Source organism: Bacillus sp. FSL K6-0972 (assembly GCF_037976035.1).
GTDB classification, from domain to species: domain Bacteria; phylum Bacillota; class Bacilli; order Bacillales; family Bacillaceae; genus Bacillus; species Bacillus haynesii.
Genome location: NZ_CP150260.1, coordinates 1,274,170 through 1,288,257 on the forward strand (window position 1 = coordinate 1,274,170; position 14,088 = coordinate 1,288,257).

The following is a 14,088-nucleotide window of genomic DNA, read 5'->3' on the forward strand; positions in this document are numbered from 1 at the left end:
AGTGTATCTTTTTACCTTCTTTATTGTCTACATGTTAAACTGATGATGATGGATATCCTAAAAGGAGGAAGAAACAGTCGTGATCATAATCGAGAAGCAACATATTTCAAACATTCCTCTTTTGCATATTGTAAAAGAGGAGAAAAAAGAGAAAGCTCTTCCTCTTGTTTTCTTCATACATGGTTTTACAAGCGCAAAAGAGCATAACCTTCACTTCGCATACCTGCTTGCTGAAAAAGGAATGCGCGTGATTCTGCCCGAGGCTCTCTATCACGGGGAGAGGGATGAACAGCTCACCCAGGAAGAGCTCGCCCCGAGGTTTTGGGAGATTGTCACGAATGAAATCAAAGAGCTCGAAGTGCTGAAAAACCACTTTGAACAGGAAAACCTGATTGAAAAGGGCCGTATCGGCGTCGCCGGAACTTCGATGGGCGGCATTGTCACGCTCGGCGCTTTGACCCAATACGAATGGATTACAACTGCCGTCAGTTTAATGGGCAGTCCCTCCTATGTAGAATTTTTTGATCAGCAGCTCGCATTTATGCGTGAAAAGAAAATTGAACTTCCTTTCACAGAAGAACAAATCGAACGGCAGCGCGAAGAACTGAAGCGTTTTGACTTGAGTCTTCAGCCGGACAAATTGAACACGAGGCCGCTTTTATTTTGGCACGGCAAACAGGATGGCACCGTTCCGTTTGCTTTGACGCGCCGCTTCTATGAATCGATTATTCCGCTGTATGAAGCTCAGCCTGATTTGCTGCATTTTATCGAAGACGAGCGGGCCGGACATAAAGTATCGAGGGAAGGTCTTTTGAAAACAGTCGAATGGTTTGATGCGCACCTGTAAGTACTATCGTTTTAGAAAATGAACGAAGTGCGTTATACTGATGAAAAAAGGAGTGAGGAAGAGTGGATGAAGCATTAAAAGAAAACATCATGGGCGCCCTTGAACAGGTCGTTGACCCTGAGCTGGGCGTCGATATCGTTAATCTCGGCCTTGTATATGACGTGGATATGGATGAGAACGGCAAAACAGACGTGACCATGACTTTGACTTCAATGGGCTGTCCACTGGCGCCGATCATTGTAGATGAAGTCAAAAAAGCGCTGGCAGATATTCCGGAAGTCAAGGAAGTTGACGTTCAAATCGTCTGGAATCCGCCTTGGACACGGGACAAAATGTCGCGATATGCGAAAATCGCACTTGGCATACAATAAACGATTCTAGAGCCTGCTCAACCGTGACAGGCTCTTTCTTTTTCGAATAAGGGAGCCGCCGAAGAGTATCCAGGCAGATCGCCTCTCACGTTTTTATAAAAAAGAACGCTTGTACAAGCGTTCTTTTTTATTGAAAACGGCAACCGGCACATTTTCCGGTTTGAAAAGCGGAGAACCCGGGAAGGGAAGAACGGAGCACGACCAAGCCGAAGAAAAGGACGCCGACGGGAGGAAAGCACCAATATGAAAGATGAATAAAAAAATATTAAATATACAATTGAATTAATTTTTATTCATGTTATAATGTTAAATAATTTCACAAAGACCAAGAAGGTGAACTTGTTTTGAAAATAGGTATTATAGGTGCTACTGGCTATGGAGGGGCAGAAATCATGAGGATTATGAGGACTCACCCTTATGCAAGTGAATGCATATTGTATTCATCGAGTGATGAGGGAGCCCGCTATGATGCCGCATACCCGCACCTTGTAAAACTGACAGATCAACATCTGCAACCAATCGAGGTTAAGAAGATTGCGAACGAAATCGATTTTTTATTTATGGCAGCGCCTCCCGGGGTATCCAGCCGGCTGACGCCACAGTTTGATGCATATGACATACCGATTATTGACCTGTCCGGCGATCTTAGGATACAGGACCCAAGCGTCTATGAAAAGTGGTACAAAAGGGAAGCCGCGCCTGAACACGTGCTTCAAAAAGCGGTATACGGACTGTCTGAGCTGAATCGGGAAGACATTAAAACGGCGCAGTACATAGCCAATCCAGGATGTTTTCCGACAGCGGTTCTTCTCGGCTTGGCGCCGCTCGTCAAAAGCGGCAGCATCAACGAATCTTTTGTCATCATCGATGCAAAAACAGGGGTGTCGGGGGCAGGCAGAAAGGCGTCGATTGGCACTCATTTTTCAGAGGTCAATGACAACTTTAAAATATACAAGGTAAACGAACACCAGCACACGCCTGAAATCGAGCAGGCTGTCAAACAGTGGGACTCCGCATTTAAACCGCTCACATTCAGCACGCATTTAGTTCCGATGACAAGAGGCATTATGGCGACCATCTATACAGAGCTGAAAGACAGCATGGATGCCGAACAGCTGCAACTTGTTTTTTCTAAATTTTATAAAGATTCGTACTTTGTCAGGGTAAGAGAAAACGGTTCGTACCCTGCAACTAAAGAGGTGTACGGCAGCAATTTTTGCGATATCGGCGTTACCGTTGATGAACGGACGAACAGAGTGACGATCGTGTCAGTGATCGATAACTTGATGAAGGGAGCTGCGGGTCAGGCGGTTCAAAACTTCAACATTATGAACGGCTGGAGCGAAACCGCCGGGCTTGAATTTACGCCAATTTATCCATAAGACGGGAGAGAACAAACTTATGATTCAGGTGAGTCAAGACAGCATAAAAAAAACAGACGGAAGCGTCGCTTCGCCTAAGGGCTATCTGGCAAAAGGGGTCCACTGCGGCCTCCGCTATTCAAAAAAAGATCTTGGAATCATCATCAGCTCAAGACCGGCGGTGAGCGCCGCCGTTTATACCCAAAGCCACTTTCAGGCTGCGCCGATCAAGGTGACGCAGGAAAGCCTCAAAAAAAGCGCGCATCTGCAAGCCGTCATCGTCAACAGTGCCAATGCCAACGCATGCACGGGAGAGCAGGGCTTAAAAGATGCATATGAAATGCGCCGTCAAAGCGCTGATATGCTCGGGATCGAGCCGGAACTGGTGGCCGTGTCCTCAACCGGCGTCATCGGCGAATACCTCAATATGGAGAACATCACAAAAGGCATCAGCCTTCTCGCCGAGACAAAGCCTGCCGAAGGCGATTTCGAAGAAGCGATCTTAACGACGGACACCGTGATCAAACAAACGTGCTATGAACTGATGATCGGAGGACAAAAAGTAACGATCGGCGGAGCGGCCAAAGGGTCGGGGATGATCCACCCGAATATGGCGACAATGCTCGGCTTTGTCACGACAGATGCATGCATCGAAGAAAGCGCGCTGCAAAGGGCATTAAGGGAAATTACGGACGTTTCGTTCAACCAGATAACGGTCGACGGCGACACATCGACTAACGATATGGTGCTCGTCATGGCGAACGGATGCGCCGGAAATGAGCGCCTCCATGAAGAACACGAAGATTGGCCGGTTTTCAAAAAAGGCCTGCAGCTTGTCTGCACAGACCTCGCCAAACAAATCGCGAGAGACGGGGAAGGGGCGACAAAGTTGATCGAGGTTGAAGTGAACGGCGCCAAAAGCAATCTTGAAGCGCAAATCATCGCCAAAAAAATCGTCGGCTCAAACCTTGTAAAAACCGCGGTTTACGGAACGGATGCGAACTGGGGCAGAATCGTTGTCGCGATCGGGGACAGCATGGCTGCTGTGACACCGGAGAATGTGGAAATTCGCCTGGGCGGTCAATGCCTTTTTAAAAATAACGAACCGCAGCCATTTTCAGAAGAGCTGGCCAAAACATATTTAGAAAACAGCGAAGTGAAAATCGAGGTTTACATGCAGGAAGGTGAAGGAAAGGGTACGGCTTGGGGCTGCGATTTAACTTATGAATACGTCAAAATCAATGCGAGCTATCGTACGTAAAAAGGGGATCACAATGGGGAAAACAATCGTTTTTAAATGCGGCGGAAGCGTCATCCGCGAACTATCGGACGAATTTTTTCAAAATCTGAAAGAGCTGACTGAAAGCGGCTGGAAAATCGCGCTCGTCCACGGGGGCGGACCCGATATTACAAAGATGCTGAAAAAACTCAATATTCGAACCGAATTCGTCAACGGACAGCGCAAGACGACAAAAGCGGTTCTTGAAGTCGCTGAAATGGTCTTGTCCGGTTCGATCAACAAATTTTTCGTTGCTGAGCTGGCAAAGCACGGCCTTCCGGCTGTCGGCGTGTCAGGAAAAGACGGGGGACTGCTCCTCGCTGACTATTTAAATGAAAAAGAATACGGTCAGGTCGGGCGCATTAAAAAAGTAAACGGCCGAATGGCCGAAGCGCTCATGGAAAAAGGGTTTATTCCGGTTATCGCACCGCTCTCGATGACGGATGGCTGTGAGACCTTGAATGTGAACGCCGATTTGGCGGCGTCGGCTGTTGCCGCAGCCTTGCGCGCTGACAAATTGATGTTTGTGACAGATGTCAAAGGGATTATGAAAAACGAAGAAATGCTGAAAGAGCTGACGTCCGAAGACATTGAAAGCCTGATTGCTGAGGGTGTGATCTCGGGAGGCATGATACCAAAAGTACATTCTGCAAAAGAAGCTCTCACAGATGAAGTGGATGAAGTGATGATTGTGAGCGGGAAAGGATCTTTCCTGACGAAAGATGATTTCATCGGCACGAAAATCATCAAACAAAAGGAGGCCGTATCGTGAGTCACTTATTTCAGACGTACAGCCGCTGGAATATCAATATTAAAAAAGCGAAAGGCACGATCGTTCAGGATGAGAAGGGGAACGCCTATCTCGATTTCGTCCAGGGAATTGCGGTCTGCAATCTCGGGCATTGCCCTGATTCAGTAACAGCTGCTGTCAAAAAACAGCTTGATGATGTCTGGCATGTTTCCAATTTGTTTCAAAATGAGCTTCAAGAACAGGTTGCACAGCTCCTTGCGAAAAACAGTGCAGGCGATCTTGTCTTCTTTTGCAACAGCGGGGCGGAAGCGAATGAAGGGGCGGTAAAGCTTGCGCGAAAACATACACAAAAAACAAAAATCGTAACGTTTCAGCAATCGTTCCACGGACGCACGTATGCGGGAATGGCCGCAACCGGACAGGAAAAGATCAAGCTTGGATTCGGACCGATGCTTGAAGGATTCCATTACCTCCCTTACAACGAACCGAAAGCATTTGCCGAATTGCAGGACGAAAAAGATATCGCGGCAGTAATGCTGGAGCCGATACAAGGCGAAGGCGGCGTCATCCCGGCGAGCAGAGAATTTCTGCAGAGCGTTCAAGATTTTTGCCGCGATAAGCAGGCTCTCCTTATCATTGACGAAGTTCAAACCGGAATCGGCCGCACCGGTAAAGCTTTCGGATACGAACACGAAGGGCTCTCACCCGATATCATCACCGTCGCGAAAGGGCTAGGCAGCGGTTTTCCGGTCGGAGCGGTCATCGGGAAAAAAGAGCTTTCAGAAGCGTTCTCGCCGGGTTCCCACGGCACGACATTCGGAGGGAACATGCTGGCGATGGCTGCTGCAAACGCCACGTTGGAGACCATTTTTGAGAGCAGCTTTCTCGAAGAAGTGAGCGCCAAAGGAGCATTTTTGCATCAACAGCTGAAAGATAAGCTCCAATTTCCGCTTGTGAAAGAAATTCGCGGAAAAGGGTTGATCGCGGGAATCGAATGCAAAGAACCTGTGCAGCCGCTGATCGAAGCGCTTCAAAAGGAAGGGTTGCTCGTTCTTCCTGCGGGTCCGAACGTCATCAGACTCCTGCCGCCATTGACGGTTGCGAAAAGCGAAATCAAAGCGGCCGTGGAGAAGCTGAAAGCTGTCATGGCAAATCATTCGGTTGTAAAACGGTAATTTTTTTTCGATATGCCGGTATAAAAATTCATGAATATCATTATTTATTCATCAAAGGTGGGCATAAGATGGAAGGATATTTAGTTCTTGAAGATGGTACATCCTTCAGCGGTGAACTGGACGGTCTTGACGGATGCACCGGTGAAGTCGTCTTTTTTACGGGCATGACCGGTTATCAGGAGGTTTTGACAGACCCTTCATATAAAGGCCAGATTATTGTCTTTACGTATCCGCTGATCGGCAACTACGGAATCAATGAAAGCGATGATGAAAGCAAACGGCCACAGGTGAAAGGTGTTGTCGTCTATGAAGCGTGCGACAGGTTTTCCCACCATCAGGCGACAGAAAGCCTTCGGGAATACTTGGCGAAGTGGGATGTTCCGCTTTTGTCGCACGTGGACACAAGAGCGGTTGTTCAGCATATCAGGGCAAAGGGGACGCTGAATGCCAAATTGACAAAACAAAAGGACGGCATTCCGGCTCCGCGCCAGCTGGAAAACTATGCGGCACAGGTTGCCGGACAAAACGAAAATGGTCCTTATGGGGAAGGGAATACGCATATTGCGCTGATCGATTTCGGCTATAAAAAGTCGATCGCTTCATCGCTTGCAAACCGGGGCTGCAAAGTAACGGTCGTTCCCTATCAAGAGATGGACGGCATTTCAAAGCTAAATCCGGACGGGATCGTCCTTTCAAACGGGCCGGGCGATCCGAAAGCGATCCTTCCATATATGGATGCGCTCCGGGATATCATCTCTTCATATCCGACTCTCGGCATCTGTCTCGGGCATCAGCTGATCGCTCTCGCATTCGGAAGCGACACGTATAAGCTTCCGTTTGGCCACAGGGGAGCCAATCATCCGGTCATGGACAAAGAGACCGGACGCGTGTTCATGACAAGCCAAAATCACAGCTATGTCGTGGATCGGGACACGATCAGCCAAAATGAATTTTCCGTCAGGTTTCATCATGTCAACGACGGTTCAGTAGAAGGGCTGATGCATAAAACACTGCCTGTCATATCCGTTCAGTTTCATCCGGAAGCCCATCCGGGACCGACTGAAAGCGAATGGATATTCGGCGAATATTTGCAGAAATTGAACGAAGCAAGGAGAGAGATCGCCCATGCCTAAAGATCAAACCATCAAAAGCATTCTCGTTATCGGATCTGGGCCGATTATCATCGGGCAGGCCGCTGAATTCGACTACTCCGGAACACAGGGCTGCATGGCGCTGAAAAGCGAAGGCTACCGGGTGATTCTCGTCAACAGCAACCCGGCGACAATCATGACCGATGAATCTTTTGCAGATGAAATCTATTTTGAGCCTTTGACAATGGAAAGCCTCACACAAATTATCAAGCGCGAAAAACCGGACGGACTGCTCGCCAATCTTGGCGGACAGACAGCGCTGAATTTAGCTGTCGAGCTCGAAAAGGCAGGCATTCTTAAAGCATACGGAGTGAAGCTGCTTGGAACATCTGTCGATACGATCGAAAAGGGTGAAGACAGGGAAAAGTTCCGCGCCTTGATGAAAGAGCTGAACGAACCTGTGCCGGATTCAGAAATCGTTGACAATCAAGATGATGCGCTTCGTTTTGCGCTCTCAATCGGTTTTCCGATTATCGTGCGGCCGGCCTATACACTGGGCGGAAAAGGAGGCGGCATCGCGGCGACGAAAGAGGAGTTTCTGCCTTTAATCGAAAGCGCCCTCCTCGCAAGCCCGATCCATCAATGCCTTGTCGAAAAAAGCATTGCCGGTTTTAAAGAAATCGAATACGAAGTCATGCGTGACAGAAACAATACATGCATTACCGTCTGCAATATGGAAAACATCGATCCGGTCGGCGTCCATACGGGGGATTCGATCGTTGTCGCCCCGTCGCAGACATTAACGGATGCGGACTATCAAATGCTGCGTTCTGCCAGCTTAAAGATCATTTCCGCGCTCGATGTTGTCGGCGGCTGCAACATTCAATTCGCCCTTGACCCGGAGAGCAAAAACTATTATGTCATCGAGGTTAATCCGAGAGTAAGCCGTTCATCAGCGCTCGCCTCAAAAGCGACCGGCTATCCGATCGCAAAAATGGCGGCTAAACTGGCAGTCGGCTACACGCTTGCCGAGCTGAAAAATCCGCTCACAGATTCGACGTATGCAAGCTTCGAGCCTGCGCTTGACTATGTCGTCGTCAAATTTCCGCGCTGGCCGTTTGACAAATTCAAACATGCCGACCGTAAGCTTGGCACGAAAATGAAAGCGACAGGGGAAGTCATGGCGATTGACCGTAATCTTGAAGCGGCCCTGCAAAAAGCCGTCGCATCCCTTGAGCTGAAAACGTCAGGAACACATTTGCCCGAACTTGGCGGCGTATCTTCAGAAGTGTTGTGGAAGCTGCTTGAGACCCCTGATGACCGCCGTTTCTTTGCGGTTATGGAGCTGCTGAGCAGGGGGACTTCCATCAGCGAGATACACGAGAAAACGAAAATTGATGATTATTTCCTTCATGTCTTTTCTAACATCATTCAGCTGGAAAACACGTTAATGGAGCAGGGGGACGCGCTGTCCGTCAGCCTTTTGCAAAAGGTGAAAGAAAAGGGATTTACCGACTTTACGATCGCTTCCCTTACCGGAAAGACGGAAGAAGAAGTGCGTGCGCTCCGCAAGAAAATGGGCATTACTGCATCCTTTAAAATCGTCGATACATGCGCAGCTGAATTTGATGCGAAGACAAACTATTTTTATTCAACGTATTTCGGGAAAAGCGACGGAGACATCTCTCGAAAAACGAAAAAGCGGGCATTGATCATCGGTTCAGGCCCGATTCGGATCGGCCAGGGGGTCGAGTTTGACTACAGCGCCGTTCATGGCGTAATGACGCTGAAACACCTCGGGTTTGAAACGATCATGCTGAACAACAACCCGGAAACCGTCAGCACGGATTATGAAATGGCAGACCGTCTGTACTTTGAACCGATTACACCCGAGCATATTCTCAATGTCGCTGAAGCAGAAGACATTGACTTTGCGATTGTTCAATTCGGCGGCCAATCTGCCATCAATGTAGCGGAAGCGATTGAAAAAGCGGGTATCACCCTGCTTGGGACATCATCGGAAACCCTTGACATACTTGAAGACCGCGATCAATTTTATCAGCTTCTTGACGAGCTCGGCATCTCCCATGCCAAAGGAGAAACGGCTTCATCAAAAGCGGAAGCGGTGCAGAAAGCAAACGAAATCGGCTATCCTGTGCTGATCAGGCCGTCATATGTGATCGGCGGAATGGGCATGATGATCGTTCACTCTGAAGCGGAGCTCAGAGAGCTGCTGGGCGGAGCATCGCAAATGCCTTACCCGATTCTGATCGATCAATACGTATCCGGAAAAGAGTTTGAAATCGACCTTGTCAGCGATGGCGACGATCTTTATATCCCGACTTTTATCGAGCATATTGAAAAAGCGGGCGTGCATTCAGGTGACAGCTACGCGATTTTGCCGGGGCCTTCGGTCACTCCGGAGATGAAAAGCGCCGCTCGGGATGCTGCCGCAAAAATTGTCCGCAAGCTCGGATTTAAAGGCATTATGAACATTCAATTTATAGCGGACGCGGATGAACTGCTCATCCTTGAAGTCAATCCGAGGGCGAGCCGGACAGTTCCGGTTGTCAGCAAAGTGATGGGAGTTCCGATGATCCCGCTTGCGGCGAAACTGTTAGCCGGTTCGTCACTCAAAGAATTGAAGCCCTCCGCCAAAAATTCACGCGGCGTTGCCGTGAAGTTCCCTGTCTTTTCATCACACGCTATTCAGGATGTCGATTTGAAGCTTGGGCCGGAAATGAAATCGACCGGTGAAGGCATGTATGTCGGCTTCAATCCGGAAAGCGCCCTGAAGAAAATCTTTGCGGGAATCTGGCAAACGAAAGGCTGCATTTACATGGAAGGGGCCGGGGAACTCTGTTCTCTCGCAGAGCAGGCAGGCTTCACCGTACAGTCGGACGATTTTTCGGGCTGGATCAAACGGAAAGACAAAGCGCTGCACATCCATTTAGCTGAGTCAAAAGAGGCGAGAAAGCAGCGGATGGAAGCCGTCACCCACGGTGTGGCGGTGATGACGGAGGAAGAGACGGTGCGGGCATTTTTGACGAGCGGGCATGGAACGACTAAAGCCGTGTCGCTAAAAGATTTATATAAAAAGGAAGTGGAGACATGTCTACTGTAAACATCGGGGCGACCCGGGAGATCAATCTGTCGGGCAAGGATTTTTTAAGCCTGAAGGACTTTTCAAAAGAAGAGATCGTCTATTTGCTGAAAGAGGCAGCAGCAATGAAGCAAAATAAAATTCAAGACATCTTTAAAGGAAAAACATTGGCGATGATCTTTGAAAAATCGTCGACGAGAACGCGCGTATCGTTTGAAGCCGGAATGGCGCAGCTCGGCGGAAACGCCCTGTTTTTAAGCAGTAAAGACATGCAGCTGGGCAGAGGGGAAACGATCGCAGATACCGCGAAAGTGCTTTCACGGTATGTCGACGCGATCATGATCCGCACATTCGAACACGAAAAAGTCGAAGAGCTTGCCAAGCACGCCGAGATTCCCGTGATCAACGGATTGACTGATCTTTTTCATCCGTGTCAGGCGCTTAGTGACCTCTTGACGATGCAAGAGATGAAAGGAACATTAAAAGGGCTGAAAGCCGTTTATGTTGGAGACGGAAACAATGTCGCACATTCGCTGTTAATCGGCTGCGCGAAGGTGGGATGCGACATTACGGTGGCTTCGCCTAAAGGGTATGAGCCGAATCAGGACGTGGTAAAACTGGCCGAGGCATTCGCCGAAGAATCCGGAGCGGCCGTCACAATCACAAATGATCCCGTGTCAGCCGTTCAACAAGCGGATGTCATCTATTCCGATGTTTTTACAAGCATGGGTCAGGAGGAGGAAGCCGAAGAACGGATGAACATCTTTGCTCCTTACCAAGTCAACGAAACGCTTGTCTCCCATGCCAAACCGGATTACGTCTTTTTGCACTGCCTTCCTGCCCACCGGGAGGAAGAGGTCACTGCAGAGATCATCGACGGTCCGAATTCAGCGGTATTTCAGCAGGCTGAAAACCGCCTGCACGTCCAGAAAGCTTTATTAAAAGCACTGTTATCTTAAATAAAAAACAGCTGATCAATTGATCAGCTGTTTTTTAGGCGAATATCAAAACGGCGATGCCGATGACAAAGCAGTAAATTGAGAAATAAACCAAGTTTCCTTTCGCCATAATATTCATGAACCAGCGCAATGAGAAGTATGTAGCTATAATCGATGCGATGAACGCAAACAAATAAGGAAGGAAAAGCTCTCCTAAACGCGGATCATGAAAAATATCGGTAATGCTTAAAATGGTTCCGCCAAGGCTGACCGGTATGTACAGTAAAAATGAAAACCTGAGCGCAGTTTCAGATTTGAGGCCGAGCGCCATCGCAGGAACGATCGTCGCTCCCGAACGGCTGATGCCGGGAACAAGTGCAACCATTTGCGACAAGCCGATGATCACGGCGTCTCTCAGTCTGATTTCGCCGTCGTTTTTCCGGCCGCGCAAATTTCGAATGAGAAACAATGCCAGACCCGTGATCAGCAAAGTAACCGCGGTGATCCGGACGCCGTCTTTAAAGAAAGCCGAAATCTCATCATCAAATAAAACGCCGATGACACCGGCAGGAATCGTGGCGATGATCAGATAGATGATAAACCTGAAGTCCGCTTTTCCTTTTTCATTTTTTGATGTGACATAAGACAGCCCGTTTACCGCCAGCCTGAAAATATCGTTTTTATAAACGAGAAGTACGGCAATTAAAGAACCGGCATTCATCAAAAGCTCAAAACTGAAGCCTTCAATGTTCAAGCCCAAAAAGTGCTGTGCCAGCACTAAGTGGCCGCTTGACGAAACAGGGATCGGCTCTGTGAATCCCTGAAGCAACCCTAAAAGGATATACTTGATCAACATTAAAAAATCCATGATATTCCTCCGTTTCCCGCAAGTTGTGACGCCCTTATAAAAGACGGAATGAACGGGCGATTCGTTTCAATTTTCGGAACGCTTTTCTCATTAAACTACACAAAGCAAACAGATGTAAAGATAAAATCGACATGTTTTTTGAGAGAACGGGGCAATCTAATGGTAAAAGGGAGTGAAGCAAATGGGACAGCAGCGTCAATTCCGGCCGGGCCAAAAAGCGCCCAATAATGGAGTGTATGTGGAGATCGGCGAAACGGGAAGCATGGTTCAGAACCCTCAGCAAATCAAATTGAGCGCCGGCGAGTTCTTCCCTGAAACCTCCAACCATAACCGGCTCTGGACATATAAAAGAAAGCCTTAAAAAACAGCCGTCGGTATTTTCGGACGGCTGCCTGCCTAAAGCAAAAAAACCCCGCTTTTTAAAGCCGGGGTTTTAATGTTGACTTGCATCCTGTTTAACAGGCATAATTTCTCCAAGAACAATAACGGCTGCGGTGATGATAAAGCCCATAATGACACTGGTTTGAAGGTCATACCCAGCACCGTTCATGGCGCCGACAATGTAGCAGGCCATCTGCGTCAAAAGAAATGTCCAGAAAAAAGCGACCACAAATCGCATGTTTCCCACCTCGTCCTTCTCATTCAATTCTAAAACTTATCATACCATATACATAGCCAGCTGGAAAAGACATTTTAGTGAACAAGACAGGGCTTTCAACCCTGATTTCAGAAATATCAGAAAGGGCATTTAATTAAAGTTCATTTTTCATCATGTAGACTGGGACTTTTCCTTATTCGTTTGATGCACGTACGACATAAAATAATGAGCAGATTACGGCAGGAAGGAGGCAGGCAAGTGATGAAAATAACCGAACGTTTTTTTCAAGTGGATTCAGAATGGAATGTGGTTCATCTTCCGTACAGACCGAACGGTTTTCTGGTGTTCATTTTCGGCGACCGGAACCATTTTGTCGGGGAAGATTCGAGCTTCTGGCTTCAGCATTACGGGAGGAATCAGCTTCTAACGGGCCTGAGAAACAAAGGCTATACACTGGTAAACAGCAATTTATTCGGCCGGCACTGGGGCTCCGAAAAAGCGGTTGCATACGCCAAACAGCTGATACATTACGTGTTCAAACAAGAGATTTTAAATAAAAAAATTCATCTATTGGCGGAAGGCACAGGCGCGCTTATTGCAGATGAACTCCTTCGCTTGATCCCGAACCAAATACGTTCTGCAGCGATGGTTAATCCTTGCCTCGATCTTCAGGCTCATCATAAACGAGAAAAAGAAAACAAGTTTTTCTACAAACAGTTTATTAAAGAAATTGCCGAAAGCTACGGAATTTCGGAGCGGGAGGCTGCCGATTATCCGTTCAAAAGCATCTCCCCTTATCACAATCTCGTGCCTGTCCATATTTGGCAAAGGCTGAACGGCTCACCGTATCCGTATATGATTCATGCCAAAACGTTTGAGGAGCGTCAGCTTAAAGGCCGTCACAGCGTGGGGCTCACCCTGCACCTGTCTGAACATCCTCAGCGCATTCATTCAGCAATCGCGAACTTTTTCAAAACGCATGAAAAAGTCTTATAGAGAATAGAATAATAGCAGCCCGCAAATGGTAAAAAGGGCTGTTTTTTGCTTGGTTAAAAAAGCTGAAACGAAAGGTGGTCCATCGAATGAAGCCGGCACTTGTATATGGAGCAGATGAGTTCTTCGGCCTTTCATTTTGTGAACATCTTCTTGAAGAGGGTGTAAATATAGATGTCAAGTTGGAGCAGACAAGCGACGAAAAAAAGTTGATGTACCTCGAAGAGCGGCTGATGTGGCTGGGAAGAAACCAGCATTTCCGCCTCATCGAAAAAGAGCTTGAAGCCCCGTACGAACAAGTCTTCATCCAATACACAGGCTCCGTGCCGGAAGAAGCGTTGGCTGCAGGCGTTGAAAACAAGCCTGTTATTCTGTTTGTCTATCAAGAACAATTCGAAGAGGCTTTACGGGCAAGCATGGAGGAAAAGGGGGTTGAACTGATTGTGCTTCCGGATCTGTTCGGTCCGTGGGACGTCAGGGCCGAGGATAAACAAAACAGGGACGGAGCGCTTTTTGTAAACGACGCGGCCGCACAAGCCGCTGCCTGTGCTGTCGAAAAAGACTTTTCAGCATTGCGGTTTGTACAGAGGACGCCATACGACAAAGCCGATGAGATCATTAAAGAATGGAACAGACAAATGTCTACATTTTTCGACAAAAAATAAGAAAGATCTTCCTAATTTACACTTGAAAGGATACAATAAAGATAGATT

General features: G+C 47.9%; 14 protein-coding genes. 12 read left to right on the forward strand and 2 right to left on the reverse strand.

What is annotated here, in order from left to right:
- The first annotated feature begins 79 nt into the window (after positions 1 to 79).
- The 9 genes from MKX80_RS06390 to argF all read left to right on the forward strand — a co-directional run bounded on the left by MKX80_RS06390 (position 80) and on the right by argF (position 10,937).
- Positions 80 to 847: a prolyl oligopeptidase family serine peptidase gene (locus tag MKX80_RS06390; RefSeq protein ID WP_154997998.1), complete on the forward strand. Its 768-nt coding sequence runs from the start codon at positions 80 to 82 to the stop codon at positions 845 to 847.
- A 62-nt stretch (positions 848 to 909) separates the two neighbouring features.
- Complete coding sequence (locus tag MKX80_RS06395) at positions 910 to 1,218, forward strand: metal-sulfur cluster assembly factor (protein ID WP_075754968.1); 309 nt, start codon at positions 910 to 912, stop codon at positions 1,216 to 1,218.
- Positions 1,219 to 1,562: 344 nt separating this feature from the next.
- Positions 1,563 to 2,600: an N-acetyl-gamma-glutamyl-phosphate reductase gene (gene argC, locus MKX80_RS06400; protein WP_268342567.1), complete on the forward strand. Its 1,038-nt coding sequence runs from the start codon at positions 1,563 to 1,565 to the stop codon at positions 2,598 to 2,600.
- A gap of 19 nt (positions 2,601 to 2,619) precedes the next feature.
- A complete protein-coding gene (gene argJ, locus MKX80_RS06405) occupies positions 2,620 to 3,840 on the forward strand; it encodes a bifunctional ornithine acetyltransferase/N-acetylglutamate synthase (RefSeq protein ID WP_216929207.1) in 1,221 nt (406 codons plus the stop codon).
- Positions 3,841 to 3,853: 13 nt separating this feature from the next.
- Positions 3,854 to 4,630 carry an acetylglutamate kinase gene (argB, locus tag MKX80_RS06410; protein ID WP_216929204.1) on the forward strand — a complete coding sequence of 259 codons (777 nt, stop codon included), beginning with the start codon at positions 3,854 to 3,856 and terminating at the stop codon, positions 4,628 to 4,630.
- The gene (locus MKX80_RS06415; protein WP_234112868.1) at positions 4,627 to 5,784 is read left to right on the forward strand and encodes an acetylornithine transaminase; all 1,158 of its coding nucleotides are present in this window, start codon (positions 4,627 to 4,629) and stop codon (positions 5,782 to 5,784) included. Before argB ends, MKX80_RS06415 begins: the two co-directional genes overlap by 4 nt.
- 68 nt (positions 5,785 to 5,852) lie before the next feature.
- Positions 5,853 to 6,917 carry a carbamoyl phosphate synthase small subunit gene (locus MKX80_RS06420; protein WP_234112869.1) on the forward strand — a complete coding sequence of 355 codons (1,065 nt, stop codon included), beginning with the start codon at positions 5,853 to 5,855 and terminating at the stop codon, positions 6,915 to 6,917.
- Positions 6,910 to 9,999: a carbamoyl phosphate synthase large subunit gene (locus MKX80_RS06425; RefSeq protein WP_234112870.1), complete on the forward strand. Its 3,090-nt coding sequence runs from the start codon at positions 6,910 to 6,912 to the stop codon at positions 9,997 to 9,999. The genes MKX80_RS06420 and MKX80_RS06425 overlap by 8 nt, the downstream gene beginning before the upstream one ends.
- A complete protein-coding gene (gene argF, locus MKX80_RS06430) occupies positions 9,987 to 10,937 on the forward strand; it encodes an ornithine carbamoyltransferase (protein WP_268315964.1) in 951 nt (316 codons plus the stop codon). Before MKX80_RS06425 ends, argF begins: the two co-directional genes overlap by 13 nt.
- A gap of 34 nt (positions 10,938 to 10,971) precedes the next feature.
- Here the strand turns inward: argF and MKX80_RS06435 are convergent, their stop codons facing one another.
- A complete protein-coding gene (locus tag MKX80_RS06435; protein WP_065643386.1) occupies positions 10,972 to 11,784 on the reverse strand; it encodes an undecaprenyl-diphosphate phosphatase in 813 nt (270 codons plus the stop codon).
- Between the two features lie 181 nt (positions 11,785 to 11,965).
- Between MKX80_RS06435 and MKX80_RS06440 the strand changes: the two genes are divergently transcribed.
- Positions 11,966 to 12,145 carry a YjzC family protein gene (locus MKX80_RS06440; RefSeq protein WP_003180573.1) on the forward strand — a complete coding sequence of 60 codons (180 nt, stop codon included), beginning with the start codon at positions 11,966 to 11,968 and terminating at the stop codon, positions 12,143 to 12,145.
- A 72-nt stretch (positions 12,146 to 12,217) separates the two neighbouring features.
- Here the strand turns inward: MKX80_RS06440 and MKX80_RS06445 are convergent, their stop codons facing one another.
- The gene (locus MKX80_RS06445; RefSeq protein ID WP_003180576.1) at positions 12,218 to 12,403 is read right to left on the reverse strand and encodes a YjzD family protein; all 186 of its coding nucleotides are present in this window, start codon (positions 12,401 to 12,403) and stop codon (positions 12,218 to 12,220) included.
- 240 nt (positions 12,404 to 12,643) lie between these two features.
- Between MKX80_RS06445 and MKX80_RS06450 the strand changes: the two genes are divergently transcribed.
- Positions 12,644 to 13,378 (forward strand): hypothetical protein, encoded by a 735-nt coding sequence (locus MKX80_RS06450; RefSeq protein WP_234113171.1) that lies wholly within the window; start codon positions 12,644 to 12,646, stop codon positions 13,376 to 13,378.
- 86 nt (positions 13,379 to 13,464) lie between these two features.
- A complete protein-coding gene (locus tag MKX80_RS06455; RefSeq protein WP_073426281.1) occupies positions 13,465 to 14,040 on the forward strand; it encodes a hypothetical protein in 576 nt (191 codons plus the stop codon).
- The last annotated feature ends 48 nt before the right edge of the window (positions 14,041 to 14,088 follow it).

What these genes read in the sequence shown, in the direction of transcription:
- argJ (WP_216929207.1), top strand. Translation starts at nt 2,620, where the DNA reads ATGATTCAGGTGAGTCAAGACAGCATAAAAAAAACAGACGGAAGCGTC.
- argB (WP_216929204.1), top strand. Translation starts at nt 3,854, where the DNA reads ATGGGGAAAACAATCGTTTTTAAATGCGGCGGAAGCGTCATCCGCGAA.
- MKX80_RS06420 (WP_234112869.1), top strand. Translation starts at nt 5,853, where the DNA reads ATGGAAGGATATTTAGTTCTTGAAGATGGTACATCCTTCAGCGGTGAA.
- MKX80_RS06425 (WP_234112870.1), top strand. Translation starts at nt 6,910, where the DNA reads ATGCCTAAAGATCAAACCATCAAAAGCATTCTCGTTATCGGATCTGGG.
- argF (WP_268315964.1), top strand. Translation starts at nt 9,987, where the DNA reads ATGTCTACTGTAAACATCGGGGCGACCCGGGAGATCAATCTGTCGGGC.
- MKX80_RS06435 (WP_065643386.1), bottom strand. Translation starts at nt 11,784, where the DNA reads ATGGATTTTTTAATGTTGATCAAGTATATCCTTTTAGGGTTGCTTCAG.
- MKX80_RS06440 (WP_003180573.1), top strand. Translation starts at nt 11,966, where the DNA reads ATGGGACAGCAGCGTCAATTCCGGCCGGGCCAAAAAGCGCCCAATAAT.
- MKX80_RS06445 (WP_003180576.1), bottom strand. Translation starts at nt 12,403, where the DNA reads ATGCGATTTGTGGTCGCTTTTTTCTGGACATTTCTTTTGACGCAGATG.
- MKX80_RS06450 (WP_234113171.1), top strand. Translation starts at nt 12,644, where the DNA reads ATGAAAATAACCGAACGTTTTTTTCAAGTGGATTCAGAATGGAATGTG.
- MKX80_RS06455 (WP_073426281.1), top strand. Translation starts at nt 13,465, where the DNA reads ATGAAGCCGGCACTTGTATATGGAGCAGATGAGTTCTTCGGCCTTTCA.